General features: G+C 51.8%; 19 protein-coding genes. 1 reads left to right on the top strand and 18 read right to left on the bottom strand.

The window, feature by feature from the left end:
* Position 1: 1 nt before the first annotated feature.
* From ABNH10_RS10190 to ABNH10_RS10115, 16 genes are all read right to left on the bottom strand, one after another.
* Entirely contained in the window at positions 2 to 664 is a 663-nt protein-coding gene (locus tag ABNH10_RS10190; RefSeq protein ID WP_349385833.1) for a sulfotransferase family 2 domain-containing protein, read from the bottom strand.
* Between the two features lie 21 nt (positions 665 to 685).
* Positions 686 to 1,768 carry a glycosyltransferase gene (locus ABNH10_RS10185; protein WP_349385832.1) on the bottom strand — a complete coding sequence of 361 codons (1,083 nt, stop codon included), beginning with the start codon at positions 1,766 to 1,768 and terminating at the stop codon, positions 686 to 688.
* Between the two features lie 12 nt (positions 1,769 to 1,780).
* Positions 1,781 to 2,824 (bottom strand): glycosyltransferase family 2 protein, encoded by a 1,044-nt coding sequence (locus ABNH10_RS10180; protein WP_349385831.1) that lies wholly within the window; start codon positions 2,822 to 2,824, stop codon positions 1,781 to 1,783.
* A 49-nt stretch (positions 2,825 to 2,873) separates the two neighbouring features.
* Positions 2,874 to 4,319, bottom strand: coding sequence for a lipopolysaccharide biosynthesis protein (locus tag ABNH10_RS10175; protein WP_349385830.1), 1,446 nt, complete (start codon positions 4,317 to 4,319; stop codon positions 2,874 to 2,876).
* Between the two features lie 54 nt (positions 4,320 to 4,373).
* On the bottom strand, positions 4,374 to 5,471 hold the full coding sequence (locus ABNH10_RS10170; RefSeq protein ID WP_349385829.1) for a DegT/DnrJ/EryC1/StrS family aminotransferase: 1,098 nt from the start codon (positions 5,469 to 5,471) through the stop codon (positions 4,374 to 4,376).
* Positions 5,468 to 6,028 carry a dTDP-4-dehydrorhamnose 3,5-epimerase gene (gene rfbC, locus ABNH10_RS10165; protein ID WP_349385828.1) on the bottom strand — a complete coding sequence of 187 codons (561 nt, stop codon included), beginning with the start codon at positions 6,026 to 6,028 and terminating at the stop codon, positions 5,468 to 5,470. Before rfbC ends, ABNH10_RS10170 begins: the two co-directional genes overlap by 4 nt.
* A 2-nt stretch (positions 6,029 to 6,030) precedes the next feature.
* Positions 6,031 to 6,909: a glucose-1-phosphate thymidylyltransferase RfbA gene (gene rfbA / locus ABNH10_RS10160; protein ID WP_349385827.1), complete on the bottom strand. Its 879-nt coding sequence runs from the start codon at positions 6,907 to 6,909 to the stop codon at positions 6,031 to 6,033.
* Positions 6,906 to 7,838 (bottom strand): dTDP-4-dehydrorhamnose reductase, encoded by a 933-nt coding sequence (gene rfbD, locus ABNH10_RS10155; protein ID WP_349385826.1) that lies wholly within the window; start codon positions 7,836 to 7,838, stop codon positions 6,906 to 6,908. Before rfbD ends, rfbA begins: the two co-directional genes overlap by 4 nt.
* 5 nt (positions 7,839 to 7,843) lie before the next feature.
* Positions 7,844 to 8,926 carry a dTDP-glucose 4,6-dehydratase gene (gene rfbB / locus ABNH10_RS10150; RefSeq protein ID WP_349385825.1) on the bottom strand — a complete coding sequence of 361 codons (1,083 nt, stop codon included), beginning with the start codon at positions 8,924 to 8,926 and terminating at the stop codon, positions 7,844 to 7,846.
* Entirely contained in the window at positions 8,923 to 9,963 is a 1,041-nt protein-coding gene (locus ABNH10_RS10145) for an NAD-dependent epimerase/dehydratase family protein (protein ID WP_349385824.1), read from the bottom strand. Before ABNH10_RS10145 ends, rfbB begins: the two co-directional genes overlap by 4 nt.
* A 253-nt stretch (positions 9,964 to 10,216) precedes the next feature.
* Positions 10,217 to 11,491, bottom strand: a complete 1,275-nt coding sequence (gene tviB / locus ABNH10_RS10140; RefSeq protein WP_349385823.1) for a Vi polysaccharide biosynthesis UDP-N-acetylglucosamine C-6 dehydrogenase TviB — start codon at positions 11,489 to 11,491, stop codon at positions 10,217 to 10,219.
* A 105-nt stretch (positions 11,492 to 11,596) separates the two neighbouring features.
* Positions 11,597 to 13,807: a polysaccharide biosynthesis tyrosine autokinase gene (locus ABNH10_RS10135; RefSeq protein WP_349385822.1), complete on the bottom strand. Its 2,211-nt coding sequence runs from the start codon at positions 13,805 to 13,807 to the stop codon at positions 11,597 to 11,599.
* 63 nt (positions 13,808 to 13,870) lie between these two features.
* Positions 13,871 to 14,299 (bottom strand): arsenate reductase/protein-tyrosine-phosphatase family protein, encoded by a 429-nt coding sequence (locus ABNH10_RS10130; RefSeq protein WP_349385821.1) that lies wholly within the window; start codon positions 14,297 to 14,299, stop codon positions 13,871 to 13,873.
* A gap of 2 nt (positions 14,300 to 14,301) precedes the next feature.
* Positions 14,302 to 15,432 carry a polysaccharide export protein gene (locus tag ABNH10_RS10125; RefSeq protein WP_349385820.1) on the bottom strand — a complete coding sequence of 377 codons (1,131 nt, stop codon included), beginning with the start codon at positions 15,430 to 15,432 and terminating at the stop codon, positions 14,302 to 14,304.
* Between the two features lie 20 nt (positions 15,433 to 15,452).
* Positions 15,453 to 16,982 carry a capsule assembly Wzi family protein gene (locus ABNH10_RS10120; RefSeq protein WP_349385819.1) on the bottom strand — a complete coding sequence of 510 codons (1,530 nt, stop codon included), beginning with the start codon at positions 16,980 to 16,982 and terminating at the stop codon, positions 15,453 to 15,455.
* Positions 16,983 to 17,322: 340 nt separating this feature from the next.
* On the bottom strand, positions 17,323 to 17,958 hold the full coding sequence (locus tag ABNH10_RS10115; RefSeq protein WP_349385818.1) for an SDR family oxidoreductase: 636 nt from the start codon (positions 17,956 to 17,958) through the stop codon (positions 17,323 to 17,325).
* A gap of 258 nt (positions 17,959 to 18,216) precedes the next feature.
* On the opposite strand from ABNH10_RS10115, the gene ABNH10_RS10110 reads away from it, so the two are divergent.
* Positions 18,217 to 18,735, top strand: coding sequence for a lipocalin family protein (locus ABNH10_RS10110; protein WP_349385817.1), 519 nt, complete (start codon positions 18,217 to 18,219; stop codon positions 18,733 to 18,735).
* 64 nt (positions 18,736 to 18,799) lie between these two features.
* On the opposite strand, the gene ABNH10_RS10105 is transcribed toward ABNH10_RS10110, so the two are convergent.
* Together ABNH10_RS10105 and pbpC are read right to left on the bottom strand one after the other, a co-directional pair.
* A complete protein-coding gene (locus ABNH10_RS10105; protein WP_349385816.1) occupies positions 18,800 to 21,019 on the bottom strand; it encodes a molybdopterin-dependent oxidoreductase in 2,220 nt (739 codons plus the stop codon).
* Between the two features lie 214 nt (positions 21,020 to 21,233).
* Positions 21,234 to 23,570, bottom strand: a complete 2,337-nt coding sequence (gene pbpC / locus ABNH10_RS10100) for a penicillin-binding protein 1C (RefSeq protein WP_349385815.1) — start codon at positions 23,568 to 23,570, stop codon at positions 21,234 to 21,236.
* Positions 23,571 to 24,102 lie beyond the last annotated feature (532 nt).

Here is a 24,102-nt window from a genome sequence, read left to right as displayed (position 1 = left end):
TCTAGTAAGAGAATAATTGGCAGTCTTTAGAATAGACTCGCCTAATAAATTTTATTTGGAAATCCGAAAGAGATTGATAATTAGCAACCCCCTTACCCACAAAAGATAACTTTTCCGAAAAACCTCTTTCTTTAGCAAAAGAAGGCCAATCATCCTGAAGAAATTCAAACTTTAATACACGATCAACAGCGATCTCGTCTCCAACTACAGAAATCCATTTATATTGTGGGTAAAAATGAAGCCAACCCAAGACTTTATTAACATTACATTTGGATAAGGCCATCCAATCAACAAAATCAGACACATCCTGAAAATGGTCAATATTTTCATTTACAAATTTGTCATACTCACCATTTCCAATACCGGATCCCTTTAGCCCATTGAAAGCAGAAACAAATCTATCAACAGGATCTCTTACAACCGCAAACTTATAATATCTACTGGCCCTGCATCGATCATAAATATAATATCTTTTTAACTGAATATGGCGGCCAGGCTCATTAAAAACGGAGCGGTATATACTGCGTCCAGCATTCTTTGGCACATGAATAAAAATCGTCTCCTTATTGCGGCAAGCATCCGTAAAAGGATTCTTGGATGGAGCACAGGTTTTTATCAAGCCACTCATATACAGAGGAAGCTTCCTTTCAAAATCACGCTTCATAAATCACCCAAGAACGAACAGTTAGAAATCATTTACAGATAAATAAAAATCATAAAGGGCATTAATGTATGTATTTGGCGAAAATCTATTTTCGACAGAAGCCCTACCCTTTTGACCAACTGCTTGCAATTCACTGCTTGGCAAAGCCGCGAGAAATTCTATTCTGCTTGCTATAAATTCTGGCCCCGTATCGCTCAACAGCCAACCCGTTAAGTTATCATCGATTATTTCTGGGACTCCTCCAACTGAAGACGCCAAGACAGGCACAGAGCAAAGCATCGCTTCAACAACTGCGAGACCAAACCCTTCCGAGATTGAAGGTTGTACGTATAAATCACATTGGGATACAAGATTCATTGGCTGATCAACGTAGCCAAAAAGGCGTATATGATCCGCGAAGCCATATTTTTTTATCTCACTTCTTATATCTTCATTAAGGCTACCATCACCAATAATCCAAAGCTCAATATCGATGCCTTTTCTCAATAGTTGAATTGCAGCTTTCAAAAGTGCAATCGGATTTTTAACAGGCTCCAGGCGCCCAACAAAACCGATTCTGAATTTATTTTTTTGTTTTGATTCTCTAGCCTCTCCATGGGAACACCTAACCTCAACCGGATTGTAAATCCTACGAATTTTATTCTCAGGGGACTCACCAGATGCAACAATCCAGCGTTTGACTGCATCAGAAATAGCAACAACGCCATTAGAGGCTTTATAGATTAATTTAAATATAACCTTGGCAATAAAACCATGAGAGGGAATTCCGATCTCTTCTGCAACCCGGACCGGAACTCCGGCCAGCCAAGAAGCGATTATACCGTGGAAATTTGCCTCACCACCTCTACAATGAACTACATCGGGCCTTTCACACTTAAACAAAAAATATAGAGCCATTATCGCTCTTACTGATGGAATTTTACTCGCCACATTTAAAACATGAACATCAAAGCCACACTGAGAAATACTTTCTGAAACCCGCCCGCCACGACTAATAGCAACGAAAGATACGTTAATCTTAGGTATATTATTTTCCGCAAGTATTAACGCCATAGACTCCACACCACCAAAGTCTAATGTAGAAAAAACATTAAAAACCTTCATTGCAATGCGCCTCTAAAAAAAACCCAGCCGAACAATCAGGAGCCTTACAGTTCGCCTATATAAAATGGCTAATTTAATCCAAATTCTTGAACGACTCAAAAAAACAATATAACCTGGAATACTCATCCCCCTCAGTTCAGCAGCTATTTTATTAAAGAAAAACTGATCTTTTTCCGCAAGAGCATATTCAATAAGTCCATGAGCCCTATAATATTTAGCGAATGCAATAGGGGTAGTTTTTTTTAGCGCTGTGTCCTCATCAAAAAAATCAAGCCCTTTATTTGTTGCTATCCAATGAGAGAACTTCATATCAGCACCAAAGTTTGAAGCCTTTCTAGACCAAGACCCTTCACTTAAAACACGGTAGTAACTCAAAAGTCCGCCCACATAAAGGGAGCCATTAGGGTAAGAACCATACAGTTGTATAAACAAATCCCCGATAGGCATATTTATGCATCGCTCTAGGGAATTGATCAGGGTCTTTTTCTTAATCATAACTGAAGAAAGAGCAACAAATGTTGGACCGGAAACAATCATTTTATCTAGGCTTACAACCTTTCCTCCTGGACCAACACCAAGCAAAGAAGTTGAAAACCTTCCCGATTCAGTTTTGTACGAATGAAAGCTTAAATTAATGTCTTTTCTTGATCGCAAAGCCATATATTGTTTTTGAAGCTTATCTTTCGAAAACCAATAATCATCACCCTCACAAATTGCGATAAAATTTGACTTGCATCTTTCTGCGCCTATCACAAAAACAGAGTTTGGCGCTTTCGAATATTGATTTTCTGACTGATAAATTGGTTTAATAATTTTTGGATAAAGTGCGTGGTAGTAAGCTATAATCTCAGCAGACCTGTCGGATGATGCATCATCGTGAATCACAATTTCAAAAGCGAAATCTGTCTCTTGAACCAAGAAACTTTCAATTGCTTGAGAAAGATATTTTTCGTGATTATAACAAATACATAGGACACTTACTTTAACTTCATCAGAGCACCAGCTGCTTAGCAACTTATCTTCAGGAGGAATGTACCCTTTATCTAATCTCAGCATTTCTCTTCAACACTCTTTCTTAATAAAATTTTCAAGGAAACAACTGCCGCTAAGCAGCTTTAGCCTTACTGGAAACTTTCCTAAAAATAATAACTGCTCCTTCAGCTTTAAAAATAAAGCACAAAACTGAATAAACAAACACGCCTCCGCTAGCCGATAATAGCAACTCAAATACTCCTAGTTCAGCACTACAGATCGCGAACAGGTAGGAAGATAAGGCAGCGAAGAAAGCACACAGCAGCGGTTTCATTGCATCTTTAATTTGAGACAGCAACGAATAGCCTACAAGTTTATTAGAGTAATAAGCATTAGGAATTAAGGACAACAAAGAACCGATAACTTGGCCTATAACAATAGCCAATACACCATGTGGAAGAGCAATTATTAACAGCAGCACATCAACAATCTTTTTCAAAATTCCAACTTTTAGAACCAAATCAGAACGACCTTTTATTTTAATCAAGTTTATATTTAACGCATGCAAAGGAAAGAGGACACCCACGAAGCATAGGATTTGCAAATACAAGCCTGCCTTAGCCCACTGAGCATCAAAAAAAAGATCAAAAGCAACACTCGATAAACCACCAATTAGACCCATGATCGGTGCTATTACAAACATCATTAGTTGCATGATCTGCCTATACTTCAATAAAAGCCCCTCATTGTCATCCTGCAGGGTCGAAAGCGCGGGGTAGCTTGGCTGCTGCACAGCAGATGATAACTGTCGAGAAATAACGTTATTAATTTTACTCGCTAGAAAATATAACCCTGTAGTTTCAGCACTGAAAAACTTACCGATAACTAATATATATGAGTTCTGATATAAAACATTTAGTATGCCTTCAGCTAGTAGGCTTTTCCCAAATTCGAAGTGCTTTTTGAATGATTTTTTGCTGAATCGTAGCGTTGGCCTCCAAGCGCTTGATTTCCAGAGGACAAGAACCGTAATAAATGAAGCCGATAGCATTTGCACTACAAGACTCCAAACCCCAAACCCATTCCAGGCTGCGGCTACTGCCAGACAACCTGAGATAATTACCCCAAAGGTGTTAGCCTTCATTTGTTTTCTGAAATTCATCTCACGACTGAGAACGGACACCTGGGTAATTTTACACGCGTTTATAAATACCACGAGCGCCATTACTCTAATCAGGGTTGTCAATTCTGGCTGATCATAAAAAGCAGCTATAAAAGGAGACAAAAAAAACAGCCCGGTATACGCTAGAACGCTCAGGAGCAAGTTTGAATAAAAAACCGTATCCAAATCCACTTGCGAAACCGTCTTGCTTCTTATTATCGCGTCACCCAGTCCAGAGTTTATTAATGTGTTGGCCAATTCAAAAAAAACAGCAGCCATCGCCACTAGCCCGAAAGATTCGGGAGCCAGAATCTTAGCCAAAAAAAGGATAAAGACCGTGCTAGCGCCGCGAGTCAGCATTAAACCTGCAAAACTCCAAAATACGCCCACACCAATTTTTTTATTGATTTCCTGCATTTATATTTTTTTCATAAATTTAAAGCATTTAAAATTACATCCTGAAAGTCTATTTCAAGAGGTCACCGACATTACAGTATTAACGATATGATTCACCTCAGTGCTTGTTAGACCTGAATAGATTGGCAAGCACAGTATTCGAGATGAAATATTTTTCGAGATTGGATTTTGGTAATCACTCAACAGGCAATCGACCTCTTCCATAGAGGGTTTGAAATAGCGCCTGGACAAAACATCTATTTTTCCTAGACGTCTCATCACTTCCAAAACTTCGTTTTCGCTTCTGAAAAGGACAGGAAAATAAGAATAGTTGTAGCTAACCCTTTCTTTTATGCTCTGAAAAGTCAGCCTCTCTTCAATCCCTTTTTTATACTGATTAAATATTGCCTCTCTCGCTGCTAAATTTTCGTGCATTTCTCCTAGCACACTGAGACCCATAGCGGCCTGTATTTCGTTCATCTTCGCATTGATACCCAACTCTTCTATTTTTTCAGGGCCGGTAATACCAAAATTGATCATTTTCTTGGCGCGTTCCAGATCTTCTTTGCGCTTGAAGACAATCGCCCCACCCTCACCTGTATGAAACAGCTTGGTAGCGTGAAAGCTGAGCGTTGCAGCATCACCATGTTCAAGGAGACTTTTACCTTTATATTTGACACCAAAGGCATGGGAAGCGTCATAAATGACCTTCAACTGGTGGCGTCTTGCTATTTCATCAATAGCGTCTACGTCACAGGCATTACCAAAAACATGCACAGGCACAATCGCTTTGGTATTTGACGTTACGGCTTTTTCAATATTGTCCGGGTCGATGCACCAGGTATTAGGGTCGATGTCTGCAAAGACCGGCTGTACCCCGTCCCATTTCAGGGAACTGGCAGTTGCGATAAAGGTAAAGGGCGTGGTGATAGCTTCTGGCTGTTCTTGGTATTCAAAGCCACTTACCCCAAGAGCCCGGTATGCTATCTGCAGTGCTAGGGTACCATTCGCCACTAATAGCAGGTTTTCTACACCAAGGTATTCCTCAAGGCGTGCTGTCAGCTCCTGAACTAATTGCCCATTATTGGTTAGCCATTCTCGCTCATAAATCCCATCCAGATATTTATCCAGGGTTTTGCGATCAGGAAGGTATGGTTTCGTTACTGGTATCATAGCAGGGCTTCCAGTTCAGCTTTGGCGGTCTCTAAATCCAGGCCAGCTTTATCTTTTATGGAAAGTTTAAGACTCAAGCCAATTTCCAAAGGCCACTCGACCCCTACCGTCTTATCATCCCATTGCAGCGTGCGCTCATGCTCCGGGGCATAAAAATCGGTGCATTTGTACTGAAAATCTGCTATTTCGCTGGTTACCAGAAACCCATGGGCAAAACCAGGTGGCACCCAGAGCTGATGTTGGTTTTCTTCTGAAAGAAACTCCCCCACCCACTGACCAAAGGTCGGTGAGTTTTTTCTCAGATCTACCGCCACATCGAACACTTCACCGCGGGTACAACGCACCAGTTTCCCCTGGGGTTGTTTGATCTGATAATGCAGGCCACGGAGGGTATGCTTTACTGAACGGCTGTGATTGTCCTGGACGAAAGAGGCATCAATACCGGCTTGCTCAAAAACCTTGGCATTCCAGGTTTCCACAAAGAAGCCGCGTTTATCACCAAACATCTTAGGCTTAATCAGCTTTACGTCCGGAATGCTGGTTTCGATTACTTCCATGGTTATTCCAGCTCCAGAATTTTTATCAGGTAGGCGCCATAGCTGTTCTTCTTTAGCAACTCGGCTTGGGACTGAAGCTGTTCTTTGCTGATAAACCCCTTGGTGTATGCGATTTCTTCCAAGCAAGCGACTTTCAGCCCCTGGCGCTTTTCCAGGGTTTCGATGTAGCCAGAGGCTTCGTGAAGAGAGTCAAAAGTACCGGTATCGAGCCAGGCATAGCCGCGCCCAAGCAATTCTACGTTAAGATCCCCCCGCTCAAGGTAGGCCTGATTCACGGTGGTAATTTCCAGCTCGCCCCTGTCCGAGGGTTTGACCTGTTTGGCGATCTCCACTACATCGTTGTCATAGAAGTACAACCCTGTCACCGCATAGTTGGACTTGGGCTTGGAGGGCTTTTCTTCGATAGATACCGCTCGCTTGTTCTCGTCGAACTGGACCACGCCAAAGCGCTCCGGGTCGGAAACATGGTAGCCAAACACCGTGGCACCGCTTTTCTGTTCATTGGCTGCCTGAAGCATCTGGGACAGGCCCGGGCCGTGATAGATGTTGTCACCCAACACGAGGCAGACCGGATCTTCGCCAATAAAGTCTTCACCAATAATAAAGGCCTGGGCTAGGCCATCTGGGCTGGGCTGGATGGCGTAGGTCAGCTCGATGCCGAACTGGCTGCCATCCCCCAGCAGGCGCTGGAACCCGGCCTGATCTTCCGGGGTGGTAATAATGAGCACTTCCCGAATTCCCGCCAGCATGAGCACGGACAGCGGGTAATAAATCATCGGTTTGTCGTAGATGGGTAGCAGCTGCTTGGATACACCAATGGTAAGTGGATACAGCCGTGTGCCGGAGCCTCCGGCCAGAATGATGCCTTTGCGGTTGGTCATGAGGCTTCCTTATTAGTTTCCTGAAGCATGCGTTCAACGCCCTGTTTCCAATCCGGTAATTGGAGATTGAATGTTCTTTCCAGCTTGCGGCAGTCCAGCCGTGAGTTTTTGGGGCGGATCGCGGGTACCGGGTAATCTTCGCTGGGGACCGGAGTGACGGACTGGATGGCCAACGGTAGCCCGCCGCGTTTTGCCCAGTCGAAGACGTAACGGGCATAGTCATACCACGACGTTTCACCGCTGGCAGCCAGGTGGTAAGTGCCCGCTGCAGCAGGCTGATGTTGCCATTGGCGCAAGGCGTGGGCGGTCACGTCTGCGATCAGCTCCGCCCCGGTGGGAGTACCAATCTGGTCATTGATAACATTCAGCGTTTCACGCTCTTTGGCCAAACGCAGCATGGTTTTGGCGAAGTTGTTGCCTCGGCTGGCATACACCCAGCTGGTGCGGAAAATCAGGTGCGCACAGCCGCTGGCCTGGATGGCCTGTTCCCCGGCGAGTTTGGTGGCACCGTAAACATTGAGGGGGCCAGTGGGGCTGGTTTCTTGCCAGGGGGTGTCACCACTGCCATCGAACACATAGTCGGTGGAGTAATGGACCAGACAGCCGCCATGGGCCTTCATCCGCTCGGCCATGAGTGCGGGAGCATGATGGTTCAGGGTCGCGGCCAGTTGCGGCTCGCTTTGCGCCTTATCCACGGCAGTGTAAGCGGCTGCGTTGACTAACATGGCGGGGTTGATCTGCTCGATAGTGCGGCGCAGGCCATCCAGATCGCTGATATCGCCGCACAGGCCATCCTTGCCATTACGACCCAGCGCGATGACATTGCCCAACGGCGCCAGGGAACGCTGAAGTTCCCAGCCTACCTGGCCGTTCTTACCGAGCAACAGGATGGTAGGTGTTTCTTTGATTGCTGGCTGCATCCTTGCCATGGCTGTTAGCCCTGCCCCTCAGTCGCCACAAAAGTACCCAGGCGCTCTCGTCGGTAGCTGCCGTCCTGTACCCGCTGGCACCATTCACTGTTCTCCAGGTACCACTGCACCGTCTTGCGGATGCCGGTTTCGAAGGTTTCTTCCGGAGTCCAGCCCAATTCACGCTGGATCTTGCCGGCGTCGATGGCGTAGCGTAGATCGTGGCCGGGGCGGTCTTGAACGTGGGTGATCAGATCGCGGTACTGACTGATGCCTTTGGGTTTTTCCGGCACCAGCTCTTCAAGCAGATCACATAGGGTATGTACCACTTCGATGTTTTGCTTCTCATTGTGGCCGCCGATGTTGTAGGTCTCCCCCACTTTGCCTTCGGTGGCCACCTTGTAGAGCGCGCGAGCATGGTCTTCCACGTAAAGCCAGTCACGTACTTGAGTACCTTGACCGTAGACGGGCAACGGTTTGCCATCCAGGGCATTGAGGATCATCAGCGGGATAAGCTTTTCCGGGAAGTGATACGGCCCATAATTATTGGAACAATTAGTAATCAGTGTGGGGAAGCCATAGGTACGCAGCCAAGCGCGCACCAGATGGTCAGAGCTGGCCTTGCTGGCCGAGTACGGTGAGCTGGGCGCATAAGGAGTGGCTTCGGTGAACAGATCTTCTGGACCTTCTAGATCACCGTACACTTCATCGGTGGAGATATGGTGGAAGCGAAAAGCCCGCTGGGCCTTGTCATCCAGGGTATTCCAGTACTGGCGCGCTGCTTCCAGCAAGGTGTAGGTTCCGATGATATTGGTTTCCATGAACGCCGCCGGACCGTCGATAGAACGGTCCACATGGCTTTCTGCGGCTAGGTGCATAACGGCATCGGGTTGATGACGTTCAAATACCACATTCACGGCAGACTCATCACAAATATCCACCTGCTCAAAGGCATAGCGCGGGTTATCGCTTACGCTGACCAGGCTTTCCAGGTTGCCAGCGTAGGTGAGTTTGTCCACATTGACGACGCTATCGTCCGTATTGCTGATGATATGCCGAATCACTGCGGAGCCAATAAAGCCGGCGCCGCCGGTAACTAATATTTTCATGCGTTGTCACTTTCTGTTAATGCCTGCACATACCAAGGCATGGCCTTGCCGATACCGTCGTAGATACGGAATGCAGGCTCATACCCCAACTGTGCTTTCGCTTTGCTGGTATCCGCCTGGGAGTGGCGTACGTCTCCAGCGCGGAAGTCCCGGTAGGTGGGCGACTTATCGTAGTTGACACTGCATTCTGCCAAGGCGGTTTTTAGGGCATCAAACAGGGTGTTGAGCGTGGTTCTATCGCCCAGGGCCACGTTGTAGACGTGGTTTTTTGCCTCTTGCTGAGCAGTGGCAGCAAGGAGGTTGATTTGCACCACGTTTTCGATGAAGCAGAAGTCCCGACTGGTCTCGCCGTCACCGTTGATGAACACCTCATCACCTTTGATCATGGCGGCGGTCCATTTGGGAATTACCGCCGCATAGGCACCGTTGGGGTCCTGGCGTTTGCCAAACACATTGAAGTAACGCAGGCCGATACTGTTGAAGTCGTAGGTGCGAGCGAAGACGTCTGCGTAGAGTTCGTTGACGTATTTAGTAACCGCATAGGGTGACAAGGGCTTTCCAATGGTGTGTTCCACTTTAGGCAGCCCCGGATGGTCTCCATAGGTCGAGCTGGAAGCCGCGTAGGTAAAGCTCGCGACCTTTTCATCCTTAGCGGCCACTAGCATATTCAGAAAGCCATCGATATTCGCTTGGTTAGTAGTGATTGGGTCTTCGATAGAACGCGGGACGGAGCCCAGGGCAGCTTGGTGGAGTACGTAGTCCACACCCGTGACCGCTTTTTTGCAGTCATCCAGATTGCGGATGTCGCCTTCGATGAAGGTGAAGTTGGCCCATTGGTCAGCAGTGACGGTTTGCTGGACTTCATCCAGGTTATGCTGGTGGCCAGTGGCAAAATTGTCTAGGCCGATGACAGTTTGGTTCAAGCCCAACAATGTTTCGAGTAAATTCGAGCCGATAAAACCGGCCACGCCGGTGACGAGCCAGGTTTTGGGATTGGCTTTAAGGTCTTGCTGTACCTGTTCGTAGCGGGTTGTCATGGCGATTCAGTTTCTCGTAGATTCAGTTTGTTTGTGGGCGCGGTTGTTGCGCCGCGACTTTCCTGCTTACGTTCCTTTCTCGGTAGAACGACCGCCCCACAAAAATTGCCTTTCGGGTTTCGACTGTGGAGGCTCGAGCTGCCAGCGACGTTATCCGCTCCGTCTACTCTACCGGGCCGCGCTTCGTACGCGCCTTCTCATCGCTCAGGCCTATGGGTTTCTTCCCTAGTGGCCCACAGCTAGCAACGTTCCTTCACAACCTTAGGTCCACCTCTTCCTTGGGGAGGCTGTATTTCAGGTCATACAGGATATGCTCGGGTTTGCCGAAGCCTCTGATAGCCTGGGAGCCCATGGCTTTGAACTGGTTGTGGCCCACGGCTAGAAGGATGGCGTCGTAGGCCTCCATCTCTGGCGTTGCTACTGGCGTGATGCCGTATTCGTGTTGGGACTCTGCAGCGTTAATCCAGGGATCATGAACGTCTACCTGGATGTTGTAGTCCTGCAGCTCTTTCACCACGTCGACCACACGCGTGTTACGCAGGTCCGGGCAGTTTTCCTTGAAGGTAAGCCCCATAACCAGGACTCGGGAACCGTTAACCTGAATGCTACGGGTGAGCATAGCCTTAACCAGCTCGCTTGCCACATGGCGGCCCATGGCATCGTTAATTCGACGCCCAGCAAGTATGACTTCCGGGTGGTAGCCTATCGATTGGGCTTTATGCGTGAGGTAATAAGGGTCTACACCGATACAATGCCCGCCCACCAAGCCTGGCCGGAAGGGTAAAAAATTCCATTTGGTGCCTGCGGCCTGCAGCACTTCCTCGGTGTCTACACCCATTCGATTAAAAATCATCGAGAGTTCGTTAACCAAGGCTATGTTCAGGTCACGCTGAGTGTTTTCGATGACCTTTGCAGCTTCTGCCACCTTGATGCTGGACGCCTTGTGGGTGCCGGCGGTGATGATGGAGGCGTAAATCTGGTCTACTAGTTCCGCCACTTCCGGGGTAGAGCCGGATGTGACTTTGGTGATCGTAGTAACACGATGCTCTTTATCCCCCGGGTTGATACGCTCTGGGCTATAACCGGCGAAGAAGTCCTTGTTGAACACCAGCCCGGAAACCGTCTCCAACACAGGCACGCAATCTTCTTCTGTGGCACCCGGATAGACGGTGGATTCGTAGATGACAATATCGCCTTTTTTAAGCGTCTTGCCGATGGTTTCTGACGCCTTTACCAATGGCGTTAGATCAGGCCGTTTATGCTCATCAATCGGCGTAGGCACAGTAACGATGTAAACGTTGCAGTCACGCAGGCTGGCTGGATCAGCACTAAAGGTTAATTGGTTAGCCGATGCAAGCTCCTGATCATCTACTTCCAGTGTAGCGTCATGGCCATCGTTCAACGCATCAATGCGGGGCTTGTTGATGTCAAAACCAATGACTGAACGACGTTTACCAAATTCCACAGCCAACGGCAAACCCACGTAGCCCAAGCCGATAACGGCTAACTTAATATCACCCAATTCCATTACCCTTACCTTTCCGGTCTGTACCGGCCCCTACACTGATTTCAGTCGGTTAGTTATTACCGCCTATCGCGCGCTGCCGACGAAGGCTTCTACAGTGAAACGATTCTAATCGTTACTTTTACTGTATTCATAAGCGTAGTAGCTGTATTCATTGGTGGCCCGCCGTTCCATGCAATTCAGGATCGCCCCTTTAATTTCAACATTGTTTTGAGCAAAGCGGGTCAAGGCTGCGTCTACTTCTTTAACGGAGTTAACGCCATAACGTGTGACTAGCAGGCTGCTACCCGCCAACTGTCCAATAATGGCAGAATCCGTGACCGCAAGGATTGGCGGTGTGTCTATCAGCACGAGATCATATTCATCGCTAAGCTCTTCCATTAAGTTAGAAAAGCGCGCATGCATGAGCAGTTCAGACGGGTTGGGCGGAGCCTTGCCACGAGGAATTAAATGCAAGTTATCATCCTCCGTTGCAAGGATAATCTCTTCCTTGGTGTGCTGGCCTGAAAGATACCCGGACAATCCAATTTCATGGCCCCGCGCAAAAAAACGATGCAAGTGCCCTTTGCGCATATCCGCATCAATGACGAGAATCTTCTGGCCTGCTTTTGCCAATACTGCGGCCAGGTTCGCGGACACAAATGATTTACCCACACCAGGACTTGGACCAGCTACCATAAGAATATTATTGCTGGCGTCCATCATCGCAAAGTGCAAGCTAGTACGGAGGCTGCGCAAGGCTTCAATGGCAAGATCATTAGGATCAATATCCGCCAGTAGAGGAATGCTATGTAGGCCTTTACTGCTCTTGCGACGCTTAACCAATGAGCTCATGCGTTCTGCTTTTTGCTGGTGTTCTGACAATGGTATAGCGGCGTAAACAGACACCCCCTGCTCTTCCAGTTTTTCTGGGGATTCAATACCTTTACTAAGAAGGGACCGCATTAGAACCAAGCCGGCTGCAGCCCCTGCGCCAAGCATCGTCGCAATAACAACGACAAGAGATTTTTTGGGTTTGATCGGGGCGGGCTGGACTAGCGCTTCATCAATTATGCGAACGCTACCCACTGTGCTGGCATTAAGAATGCGCAACTCTTGGGTCTTGTTAAGTAGCCCAACATAAATTTGCTGCGTCACTTCCACATCGCGCATCAAACGTAGTATTTCCTGCTGGGTTTTAGGAAGATCTTTTATCTGTTTGTCCAGTTGGCTTTTTTCTTCAACCAGAGATCTCCGCTGCCGAATTAACGTCTGGTAGGTGGGGTGCTCGCGGGTGAAGCGGCTGGCAATTTCGCCTTCCTGGATTTTCAGTTCATTGATTTTTGCTTCCAACCCCACACTTCTTTGCAGTACTGATTGTGTTTCCATGGTCAAGTCCACGGATTCACTTTCCAACCGATAGGCATTCAGCTTTTCTTCCGCGGCCGTCAATTTTTCCTTAATTTCAGGCAATTGTTCACCAAGAAACGCTAGGCTATTTTTCGCTTCTGCCGAACGACGCGCTATATTCTGCAATACGTAGACGTTGCTGATCGTATCGAGTACTGCTTTGATTTGTTGCTTGTCGGGCCCCGTCGCCGTCATGGACAACATACCCGTTTTCCCAATTTCTTGAACTGACAACATCCCTCGTAGCCGGTTAATCGCTGCGATTTCGGGTAAACGAGTAATTAAGACTGGCTCGCCGCCAAACACCCAATCAGTAATAACCAAACGCACACTTCCATCTTCACTGATAATCGGCTTTCCCAGAGGAGCCGTACCCACAAGGCCGTCCTCAAAGTACAATGCCGGCTGTCCTTTCTCCTCGATAATCTTGAATGATCGACCCAAAAGACGGTCTGGCACATTAAAGGCACTGACCTTTATAAAAGTTTCGCTGTCTCGATAACCCGCAAATGCGGGTCGAGGTAAGAAAGGCGGCGCAGGATCAGGAGCCGTCATTTTTCCCCACAGGGAATTTCGCTCAGGCTGGACTTGAATATCCATTTTGAGCTGTGAAATCACGTCTCTGAGAATCATGCGCGAGCGAAGAATTTCAATTTCAGCCGCAGTGGAGGATTCCTGCTCAAACATCTGATTGAGTTCAGAAAGGCCGGGCACACCACTGCTTTTCTGCTCAACCTGTAAGAGCGCATCGCCTTTATAAATAGGCGTGGCAAACATGACATAGCTAATAGCTGCTAGCATCGCAACCACTGCCGTGGATGCAATTAATAACCAATGATCCACGAGCACGGCCAGCAAGTGTGCGAAGTCGAGATCAGGCTCTGCATCGTTAGCTGATAGATGCCGTTTCATGCTGTTATTTTCTGCCATTCGTTTATAAACCGGTTGTATTCTTCTCGACCCTGGGAGTTTCTGCCTACTTACCCCTGACCCCTAAATTTTTTTAGCCCACGCGTGCGCGGCACTATCCATTAACGGATAAATAGACTCGAAAGCCTCACGCCCTCGCTTATAGGGATCCGGAATGTTATGTCGCCCATTCCAATGGCTCGCTAGAAACGTCTTTCCGCTAGCTTCTGGAAACTGCCGAGAAAGACGCTCCTTCTGATGCGCTTCCATCACCAGAATCAAATCGTATTCAGCACACATTGCTGAACTCAGTTTACGTGCTACATGCTTAGGGCAAGTGAGGCCATGATTTTCAGCGACTTGGCGAGCCGTGGCATCCATATCTTGGCCCTCCAAGCCAACCAGCCCTGCTGATTCAACGATTTTCTCGGGCCTTAGTGCTTTGAGTTGTGCAGCCAAAGTGGGACTTCTACAAATATTTCCATCACAGACAACCAGAATCCGGTTGAACATGCTTAATCCCTCAATTCATCTTGTGTACGGCTCCCCAAGTACAGCGCACTAACAGAAGGCAAAATCAGACTAAGCACGCGGTTCCACCTGGCCAGAGGCGCCGCAGTAACATAAACAATATCCCGCTCTTGTAACGTAAAGCTGTCTGCTAATACTAGAGCCGCGGCATCTTTTGCATTTAGTTGATAAACATCAATACCATGATCTGCTGCCAAAGGAGCCTTGCGGAAGACAAACACCCCTGAAGCATCGGATTGACGCTGGTCAAAGCCACCATTTTCAGCTAACGCTTCCGCCAGCGTTATGCCATTACGCCCCATTCTTAAAGAAGTAGCTTTACCCACTTCCCCCAACACAAATACTTTGGCATCCGTCACCGGGTTTACGTTAATAACATCATTAGGCTGCAGCAGAATATTCTGGCTGGTATTGCCATACTGATAGATATCACGCAACGAAAGGCGATAATCCTTGCCATTACGGGTAAGAACGACGCTACTCCAGTCCGCTGCTTCTGTAAGCCCGCCCGCTTCACCAATCGCGTCAATTAATCGAGTAGGCACATTCGTCACCGGAAACAAACCCGGTTTATCGACTTCACCGGTAACATAGATTTTTTTGTGACGAAAGGCTGCGATAGACACATCGACTTGTGGGTCTTCGATGTATTTAGAAAGACGTCGGGTAAGCATGTCTCGTATTTCCGTTACCCGCAGCCCTTCAACACTCACGATCCCTACGTACGGGTAAAAAATAGTGCCATCACTGTGAACCCAATTCCCCGACTCAGCCGAACTGCGCAAAGAACCGGCAGGAATAGTCAGCTCGGGGTGATCCCAAACCGTAATCTGCAGTACGTCGCCCGGGCCAACCAAATAATGGTAATCCTCATCGGACAAATCGATAGCAGGAGGAACGCCTCTGTCAACCGGATGTATATCTTGTTTTTTGAGTATCCCCGTTCCAATTGAATGAACTTTTACTACATCAGGAAGCGGCGCGCCTTCTGATGAACCATCCTCATCATCCAGAAACCAACCCGGAGTTGGAGAATGATAGGAACCCGGCACAACCGTACAGCCCGCCAATAACGCCAACAGGCCAGCAGCCAAAAATTTACCGAGTGGATTCATAAATACCTGCATAAACTCTGTTACCAATTGATGTCGCGGGTCCACTGAAGGCCAGCGGTAAACCGCTCCCGCTTTTCATAGGTGACTACGGCTTCATTCGTAGTAGAAAGCAACCAGTTCAGCCGGCCGCCCAGTAGGGGGTGGCCGATGCGCAATTCGGCCAGCGTGATGTCTTGTTCGTCTGCGGCCTGAAGAATTTCGTCCCCATCAATATGCAGCACTGCGCGGGTGCTCCCCCCGTCATTCAGGGTCGCTCGGGAAAGGCTCAATGAGACTGTCACATCATTACGGAAAAACTGCTGCACACCCAGGGTGGTGACTTTGGCGTCACCTTCCCAAGTACTGGCCAGGTTACGGCCATGGTAACGGAAACCGGTCTTGTAGGTGCTGTGCTCGTACATAACATTGTGGCGCCGATCACCAAACCAACTACCCGCCACCGTCTCGGTGGCTTCAGCAAAGAAACGCTGGGAGCCTTTTCCCCAGCCGGTGACTATATCGATACCGGCGAGAGACGATCGCTTGGAGGGCAGGCCACCGGCTTCATCTTCACCAATGAACTGGCCATAAATCCCCAGTGGCACATCACCGGGATTCAACGACAGACGAAAATCCACACCCCCGATTTGATTACTGGGGTCATCATCATCATCGAAACCTGACGATTCGCCGTTATCCCGGCCAATGGTCGCGTCCCAGAAAGCCTGAAAGTTCTGCGGACGCCCTTCCCCGCCCCACTGAGCCAGCCGCGTGAGGCCGATTTGTAGCGAGTCCAGCGGTTTGAAGACAAAACGTGCACCTAGCACATGGGCATCGGGCACAGCCCGGTCTTGTTCCTGGCGCCCGGCAATAAACTGTAAATCCCAGGGGCCGATCCAGCTGAGCCAAGGGCTTTGCGGAGCCAGCGGCATTTGCCGAGACAGCCACACCCCAGGTATCGGGCGAGCATTGTTAGAAAGCGCCAACGAGCTTTGCCAGCCCGGCCCCCACCAGCGGTCGATAGCGCCTACGCCCAGCTGCCAGTTGCCAACAATACCGGCCAGGTAACTGTCATCCATGCGCACATATTCATTGTCGCGATCGCCATCCACATACCCGATGGCCAATCGCCCCGCCCAACGATCACCCATGCCATAAAGTGTCACTTGGCTGGTCTGTTCATCTTCCACTTGGGTATCGAAGCTGGTGTAAAGGGGCTCTTGATTCGCCACACCCAAAGTAATAGAAGCACCACGGGTGCTTTGCTTGGCTTGGCGGAGGGCTTTTTCAAGGAAGGCGGCATGCTGGCTTTCACAGCGTTCTGTTTCCGCTTCCGGGAGGCTATGGCGGGCAAGGCGATAACCCTTCATTAGGGCGGCCCAGCTGATTGGCCAGCTGAGCGTCACTCCCTCTAGGCAGCCTTGAGATTGCAGCACCTCAATGTGATGGCGTGCAGCCAGATCACCAGCCGACACCCATGGAGAAGAAGCCTGGGCGCTGCTTGCAGCCAAAAGGGCAAAGCCCGCAAAATACCAACGAGTTGATCGTAAAGAGAACGGCACTACGGACATCCTATCCAGCTGTTTAACATCATGGGGGCGAATTATTAATGCTTTTTTTTGTCATCCATATGACAAGCTGCGGCATTTTACCGTTTGTTTACCGTAATGCGAATGGTCTTCAATACTAAACCAACGTAATTAATACGAATTAATGACACAGGCCCCTTGATGACTAGGGATACGATTAGAAAAAAATACCGGATTTTGTCTAACAATCTAGCAGGGGATACTAGCCCGTTAGCCTGTTACAGAAAGCCAGAGAGAAGATAAGGAAAGCGAAGAAAAAAAGGTCGGCTTTCAGCCTTTGGGCTGTAATGGCCTAAGCCGACAATGGAATGAAGCGCCCGCCTTAAAGGCTTTGCAGGGCATCGCGTATGGGGGTATCACCAGAGATGACGTCGAACTCTTGGTTACGAATCTCCATTCGGGTGACTTCCGCCAGCACCTTGGCCACATCTTCTCGGGAGATTTCCCCGAAACCCTTTATTTTCTTCTCCAGCCTGATGTGCCCCAGCGGTGGCTCTTCGATGAGGCTGCCGGGGCGGACGATGACATAATCTAGCCCGCTGCTGCGCAGGTGATTGTCTGCATTGCCTTTGGCTTCGAAGTAATGGCGCATTTTTTCCGGGCCGCTGGCAGGGTCATCTGCGCGCATGGAGCTGACTATGATAAAGCGGCTGGCGCCCTGCTCTTTTGCTTGATCCACCAGCGAGATGGCACCGTTCTGGTCCACATCGATGGTTTTATCCGGGCCGGTGTGAGGGCCGGAACCGGCGGTGAATATGACAGTATGCTGCCCTTTCAGGACATCCCGACAGTCGCCCTCCAAATCTGCCACCACCACATCGGCGGCTCCCAGCTCTTTGAGTGACTGTGCCTGGGCGGCATCGCGGACCATGGCGGTCACGTGGATGTTGTCGGCGGCCAAATGAGGAATTAGCCGGCGGCCAATTTTTCCGTTTGCGCCTGCAATAAGAACGTTCACGCGGGTCTCCTTTTCCGGTTGGTTAATAACAGGGGTTGTGATGGCGCGGAGGACTTTCAAGGGTGACCGGTGTGTGTAGGTCCGATTGACCCAAGGGCACAGAGAGCCTGAGAGGCGTAATCCGACATTTCATCATTATGGATGGGCAGCAAGGCTTGGTTGTCGGCTTACGGCTACACCTAAGTCGACCTACACAATCACTAGGATTCACCCGATGTTGCACCTCAGGGCGTGATCATCACTGTCATGGAGACATTTATGCGCCCGATACTACTGATAGTGAGCCTGATTATGCTCAACGCCTGCCAAAGCACGCCCCGCGCCCCCATTGAGGTGGCCGCCCCCTTCGACCTAGACCGTTTTATGGGCAAATGGTATGTGATTGCCAATATCCCTACTTTTCCCGAAAAAGGCGCTTCTAACGCCACGGAAACGTACCGCCGGGCCGGGCCGAATGAAATTGCCACCACCTTTACCTTCCGTAAGGGTGGCCCAGAGGGTGAGCTGAAGACCATGACTCCCACCGGGTTTGTGAGCGAAGAAAACCCGGCGATATGGCGGATGCGGTTCCTCTGGCCATTCAAGGCCGACTTCCGGGTGCTGTACGTAAGCCCGGATTACCAGGCCACCATTGTGGGCCGGGAAAAACGCGATTACCTGTGGATTATGGCCCGCAGCCCGGAGATAGAAGCCAGCACCTACCAGCACTTGCTGGAGACCGCCAAGGCCCGCGGTTACAGCCTGAACAAGCTGCAAAAAGTACCCCAGCTGTGGTGATGTTTGTTGCTGGCGCGCGCCGGCTAACGGGGTAGCCACCTCCGCTGCCCTATGGTCAGTGTTCTCATGCTGGGGCCAGCGTAACGGGAATGCCATTGAGCTGTGCCATGGCCGTTACCGCTTCCACCCGCTCGGTGCCCAGCACATCGTTGATGCTGCTGCCCGCTGTACTCCGGGCAATGCCCAACTGAACGCCCGCGCGATCATGGCCCCAACCATGGGGCACGCTGACCACACCGGGCATGATGTCGTCACTGATGATGGCCGGTAGCGTTATGCTGCCGGCACTGCCGCTAATGAGCACATCTGCGCCCTCTTGCACCCCCAACCGTTCTGCATCCACAGGGTGCAGCATGGCGTTGAAACGGCCTTTGCCTTTGATTAGCCGTTGGCTGTTGTGCATCCAGGAGTTATTGCTACGCAGATGACGGCGGCCAATCATCAGCAGCTGATTGCCTTGCGGGGCATCGGGCACCGGCAGCCCTTGCAGTGCCCGGTGATACAGGGGTGGAACCAGATTGATCCGATGATTGGGGGTGTAAAGGCGTTGTGGCAGCATGGGCACCAGTGGCCCTAAATCAATGCCATGGGGAGCGGCTTCCAAGCGCTTTAACGTTAACCCACCGCTGTTGCCACGCAGCAAACGCCAAGCCACTTTAGGCAGGGTGTGCAAACCCTTTTCCCTCAGCTCGGCCAGGGCTTTGCCGCCACTACCATAAGGCCCCAGGCGCAGGCCCAAATCGATAATGCCCCGGTCGCCTAGCGTGCGGATAAAACGATCTGTGGCGGCGGACTTCAAGCGGTTGCGGCGACTGCGGGCGTTAAGACGGTTCAACCGTGAGGTGAGCCCGAGCAGGATTTCCCAATCGTGCAACATGCCTTCCGGGCGAGGCACCAACGGTGGCGTGTATTTCACCACATTGCGCACCGCCACCGCCTGAAAAATAGGGTCGAACTGGCCGTGTTCGAGCTGGCCGGTGGGCGGCAGAATAATGTCCGCATGGCGGGTGGTTTCATTGATGTAAAAATCGATGCTGACCATGAAATCCAGGCCACTGAGCGCACGATCCAGCTTGTTGCCATCTGGGCACGACAACACCGGGTTGCCGGCATGGGAAATAAAGGCTTTTATCTGGCCGCGCCCCGGCGTCAGCATTTCATCGGCCATGGCCGTGACCGGAAATTCACCGCCGAACTCCGGGTAGCCGTTCACCCGGCTGCGATAATCGTCGAAGCTGCCGGTATCGCCACTCAGGCCACTCATGCTGACAACATCAAAAGCCGGGTTGGTGAACATGACACCCCCTTGGCGGTCCAGATTGCCGGTGAGGATGTTAATCACATAGACCAGCCAGGCGCTGAGGCTGCCGTGGGCGCTGGTGGTTACCCCCACGCGGGAGTACACCGCCGCGCTGGGCGCGTTAGCAATATCGCGAGCCAGCGTGCGGATGGTCTCGGCGGGTATGCCCACCGCCCCAGCCACTTTTTCCGGGGTCCAGGGCGCCACCAGTTTCCCTAAGGTTTGCTTGCCATCAAGCAGGCCATCGATACGGCCCGGCGCCACCAATAATTCCGCATACAGCACCTGCACTAGCGCCAGCAGCAGGTACACATCGGTGCCCGGGCGCACGAAATGATGCTCGTTTGCCAGCTGGGCGGTTTCGGTACGACGCGGGTCCACCACCACCAGTTTGCCCCCGCGGCTTTGCAGCGCTTTAAGGCGATTTTTCACGTCGGGGACGGTCATGATGGAACCGTTGGAAACCAATGGGTTGCCGCCAATGATCATGAAGTAATCGGTACGGTCGATATCCGGAATTGGGAACAGGGCTTGGTGGCCAAACAGCTGGTAAGTAGCAAGCTGATGGGGCAACTGGTCCGTTGAGGTGGCGCTGAAGCGCTGGCGGGTATTCAGCGCCCAGGTAAAGGGCAACAACATAAACAGGGCTCCGTGGTTGTGTGCCGTGGGGTTGCCCAAGTACAGCGATACCGCATTGTTGCCGTGCGCGCGCTGAATGTCGTGGAGCCGCTGGGCGGTTTCATCCAGGGCTTCATCCCAGCTGATGGGCACCCAGCCATCGGCGGTGCGCTTCACCGGGTGGCGCAGGCGGTCTGGGTCGTTATGCAGATCTTGCAACGCCACGGCCTTAGGGCAGATATGTCCACGGCTGAACGGGTCGGCCTTGTCACCACGGATAGCGTGTATGTCATCTCCGTTGTGCTCTACCTCGATACCGCACATGGCTTCGCATAAATTACAGGTGTGGTAGTGAAGATGTGTCATCGGTAGCCCCGTTGGTTGCACTGAGAGTCCCTGTTTATCAGATTGCCGGCAAAAAGGCGCGGTGGATGTGTATAGGCGTCTTGATTCCCTGCGCGCGGATAGCTTGTCGGATTACGGCTACGCCTAATCCGACCTACTTTGTGATCGGGTTTTGTAGGTCGAATTAGGCGTAGCCGTAATCCGACAATAAACACAGAACAAAGCCAAATTTGCGTTATTTGCCCAACACCTTGAAGCGCTGCTTCAACCGAAACCCCTGATCATCCACCAACGTGAGGGTATGCCAGCCGGGCTCGGCGATGAGCGCCCATTCGTGAAAATGGCGGGTTTCCCCTAAGTAAGTGGTATCCAGGTGCCAATACAGGGTGGCATCGGCGCGCTGGTGCACCGCGCGCAACACCGCCCGGCCCAGCCGACCATTCAGCTCCACCGGAATATAAATGGCGGTGCCCGCATGGGGGTAGATCAACGCCATGGGCGGCTCGCTATCCATGCCCCGAGCCCCCGCTAAGCAATCCTCCCGCCAACTGGGCAGCGGCCGGTAGTGCGGGTGGCGGCGCTGGTAGAACCAGGCCTGACCGGGTGGCAGCACAAACCAATCGCGATGACGCATGGCGCTTACCGGCTCGCACTGGCTATGCACCCGCTGGCCATTGCTATCCAGATGCACCCGCACATGGTACGGCGTGACGGTTTCGAAATGGCTGTGCAGCGGCGCCTGCCGCTCCACCGTGGGGCAACGCCCCCCGGCCAGATAACCGTCGTCACTGCACACATGCACGGTTTTCAAATCAGCCAAGGGCGCCTCTGGCCAGCGAGCCGGCCCCAGCAGGCTGAACACGTCCAACATCAACGGCGCTGCGGTGGCCGCGCCGCCCAGGCTAGGAGCCGGCTCACCGTTGCCGTTGCCCGCCCACACGCCCACGGTGTAGCGGCCATTACTGCCGATGGCCCAGGCATCGCGCAGTCCATAGCTGGTACCGGTTTTCCAGGCGATGGCTTGGCTGGAGCTGAACAACCGCCATTGCCGGGCGGTGCCGGGCCGTGCCACCTGGCGCAGGGCATCCAGGGTTAACCAGGCAGCGCCGGGGCTAAGAACAGGGCTGGGCTGCGCCCTGCCGGGCTCTCGATTGACAAGGGAGGATTGCAACACCGCCACGGAGTAAGCCGGCGCCTGCCGGGCGCTAGCAAACAGCCGTGCGTAAATACCCGTGAGTTCGTTAAGCGACCCCTCTGCTCCACCCAGCACCAGGGTGAGGCCGTAATCTTCAGCGTTACGAAACAGGGTGGTCATACCCATGCGCTGCAGCTGGTTATGGAAACGCCCCACCCCGTATTCGCGCAGCATGCGCACGGCGGGAATGTTCAGGGACTGACTGAGCGCCTGATGGGCAGGGACGGCGCCCCGGTAGCCATGGTCGAAATTTTCCGGGCTGAAGCCGCCATAATTGGTAGGCAAATCCGGCACCAGCGTATCGGGCAGCAACAACCCATCGTCCAGCATCAGGCCATATAACAAGGGCTTGAGGACGCTGCCCGTGGAGCGCGGCGCACTGGCGATATCCACGGCGGCACCGTATTCGCGGGCATCGCCGTGGGTCATGTTGCCCACGTAGGCGCGGGTGGCCAACTCGATGTGATCAATCACCACCACCGCCACATTATGCACGCCCTCCCCAGCTAAGCGCCGACCATGCTGGCGCGCCAGCTCGCGCACCCGGTGCTGCAGGTCTGCATCCAAAGTGGTGCGGAACAGGTGTTGTTCGCTACTGGCGGTGAGAGAGTTCAGCAGGTGGTTGGCGTTAGCGGGCAACGCCTTGGGGGCAGCGGGCAAAGGTTCCAGCAGTGCCAGTTGCAGGTCCCTGGCCGGCAGTGCTCCGCTCTCGTGCAGGTCATTGAGCAACCCATTGCGCTTGGCCCGTAATCGTTCCCGGTTTCGCCCCGGGTGGATCAATGAGGGGGCATTGGGCAGCACCGCCAACAACGCCGCTTCCGCCCAGCTCAACGCCGCCGGTTCCCGGCCAAAGTAACGCCAAGCGGCGGCGCGTAACCCCACAATATTGCCCCCAAAGGGAGCCCGGCTAGCGTACTGGATTAGCAGCTCATCCTTGCTGAAGTGCCATTCCAGCTGCAGCGCCAACAGCGCCTCGCGGGCCTTCTCTGGCAGTGTTCTGGGCGGGTCATCACGCAGCAGCCGGGCCAGCTGCATGGTCAGCGTGGAGCCACCGCTAACCACGCGGCCGGCACGGGCATTGAGCCAGGCAGCCCGAGCAATCGCCAGCGGATCGACCCCGGGGTGAGCGAAGAAGCGCTTGTCTTCGTAACTCAGCAAGGCGCGGCGGTATTTGTCCGGCAACACCTCCACCGGAACGAAGCGCCACTGCTCATCTGCGGCAATACGCGCCCCGAGCAAGCGATCATTGCGGTCCAGCATCAGGGTGGCGTACGGAGTGTGGGTTAGCCGCTCGGGCAATGGCCAGAACTGCAACGCGACCACCATAGGCACAGCGATAATCAGCAGGGTAAGGATTGAACGGCGCAGAAATTTCATCGCGGGTGGGGGCCGGTTGCAAAACCCTGTATCGGGTTACGGCTACGCCTAACACGACCTGCGAGCGGGAAAGTAGGTCGAATTAGCCTGACAGGCGTAATCCGACATTGCGGCAACGCGACCACCATCCTCACGGCAATTATCAGCAGGGCCTGGGTGGCACGGCACAGGAATCTCATCGCGAGTGGGAGCCCGTTGCAAAGGTCCGTGTCGGGTTACGGCTACGCCTAACACGACCTACGAGCGGGGAAGTAGGTCGAATTAGCCTGAAAGGCGTAATCCGACATTGCGGCAACGCGACCACCATCCGCACGGCAATTATCAGCAGGGCCTGGGTGGCACGGCGCAGGAAATTCATCGCGGGTGGGAGCCCGTTGCAAAGGTCCGTGTCGGGTTACGGCTACGCCTAACACGACCTACGATCGGGCAAGTAGGTCGAATTAGCCTGAAAGGCGTAATCCGACATTGCGGCAACGCGACCACCATCCGCACGGCAATTATCAGCAGGGCCTGGGTGGCACGGCGCAGGAAT

Origin of the sequence: Alcanivorax sp. (assembly GCF_040119285.1) — a bacterium.
Taxonomy (GTDB): Bacteria; Pseudomonadota; Gammaproteobacteria; order Pseudomonadales; family Alcanivoracaceae; genus Alcanivorax.
The sequence above is the reverse complement of the archived record's forward strand: the minus strand, read 5'-3'. Positions and strand labels throughout refer to the sequence as shown.

Coding starts and splice junctions, on each gene's coding strand:
- ABNH10_RS10190 (WP_349385833.1), bottom strand. CDS start 664: ATGAAGCGTGATTTTGAAAGGAAGCTTCCTCTGTATATGAGTGGCTTG.
- ABNH10_RS10185 (WP_349385832.1), bottom strand. CDS start 1,768: ATGAAGGTTTTTAATGTTTTTTCTACATTAGACTTTGGTGGTGTGGAG.
- ABNH10_RS10180 (WP_349385831.1), bottom strand. CDS start 2,824: ATGCTGAGATTAGATAAAGGGTACATTCCTCCTGAAGATAAGTTGCTA.
- ABNH10_RS10175 (WP_349385830.1), bottom strand. CDS start 4,319: ATGCAGGAAATCAATAAAAAAATTGGTGTGGGCGTATTTTGGAGTTTT.
- ABNH10_RS10170 (WP_349385829.1), bottom strand. CDS start 5,471: ATGATACCAGTAACGAAACCATACCTTCCTGATCGCAAAACCCTGGAT.
- rfbC (WP_349385828.1), bottom strand. CDS start 6,028: ATGGAAGTAATCGAAACCAGCATTCCGGACGTAAAGCTGATTAAGCCT.
- rfbA (WP_349385827.1), bottom strand. CDS start 6,909: ATGACCAACCGCAAAGGCATCATTCTGGCCGGAGGCTCCGGCACACGG.
- rfbD (WP_349385826.1), bottom strand. CDS start 7,838: ATGGCAAGGATGCAGCCAGCAATCAAAGAAACACCTACCATCCTGTTG.
- rfbB (WP_349385825.1), bottom strand. CDS start 8,926: ATGAAAATATTAGTTACCGGCGGCGCCGGCTTTATTGGCTCCGCAGTG.
- ABNH10_RS10145 (WP_349385824.1), bottom strand. CDS start 9,963: ATGACAACCCGCTACGAACAGGTACAGCAAGACCTTAAAGCCAATCCC.
- tviB (WP_349385823.1), bottom strand. CDS start 11,491: ATGGAATTGGGTGATATTAAGTTAGCCGTTATCGGCTTGGGCTACGTG.
- ABNH10_RS10135 (WP_349385822.1), bottom strand. CDS start 13,807: ATGGCAGAAAATAACAGCATGAAACGGCATCTATCAGCTAACGATGCA.
- ABNH10_RS10130 (WP_349385821.1), bottom strand. CDS start 14,299: ATGTTCAACCGGATTCTGGTTGTCTGTGATGGAAATATTTGTAGAAGT.
- ABNH10_RS10125 (WP_349385820.1), bottom strand. CDS start 15,432: ATGAATCCACTCGGTAAATTTTTGGCTGCTGGCCTGTTGGCGTTATTG.
- ABNH10_RS10120 (WP_349385819.1), bottom strand. CDS start 16,982: ATGTCCGTAGTGCCGTTCTCTTTACGATCAACTCGTTGGTATTTTGCG.
- ABNH10_RS10110 (WP_349385817.1), top strand. CDS start 18,217: ATGCGCCCGATACTACTGATAGTGAGCCTGATTATGCTCAACGCCTGC.
- ABNH10_RS10105 (WP_349385816.1), bottom strand. CDS start 21,019: ATGACACATCTTCACTACCACACCTGTAATTTATGCGAAGCCATGTGC.
- pbpC (WP_349385815.1), bottom strand. CDS start 23,570: ATGAAATTTCTGCGCCGTTCAATCCTTACCCTGCTGATTATCGCTGTG.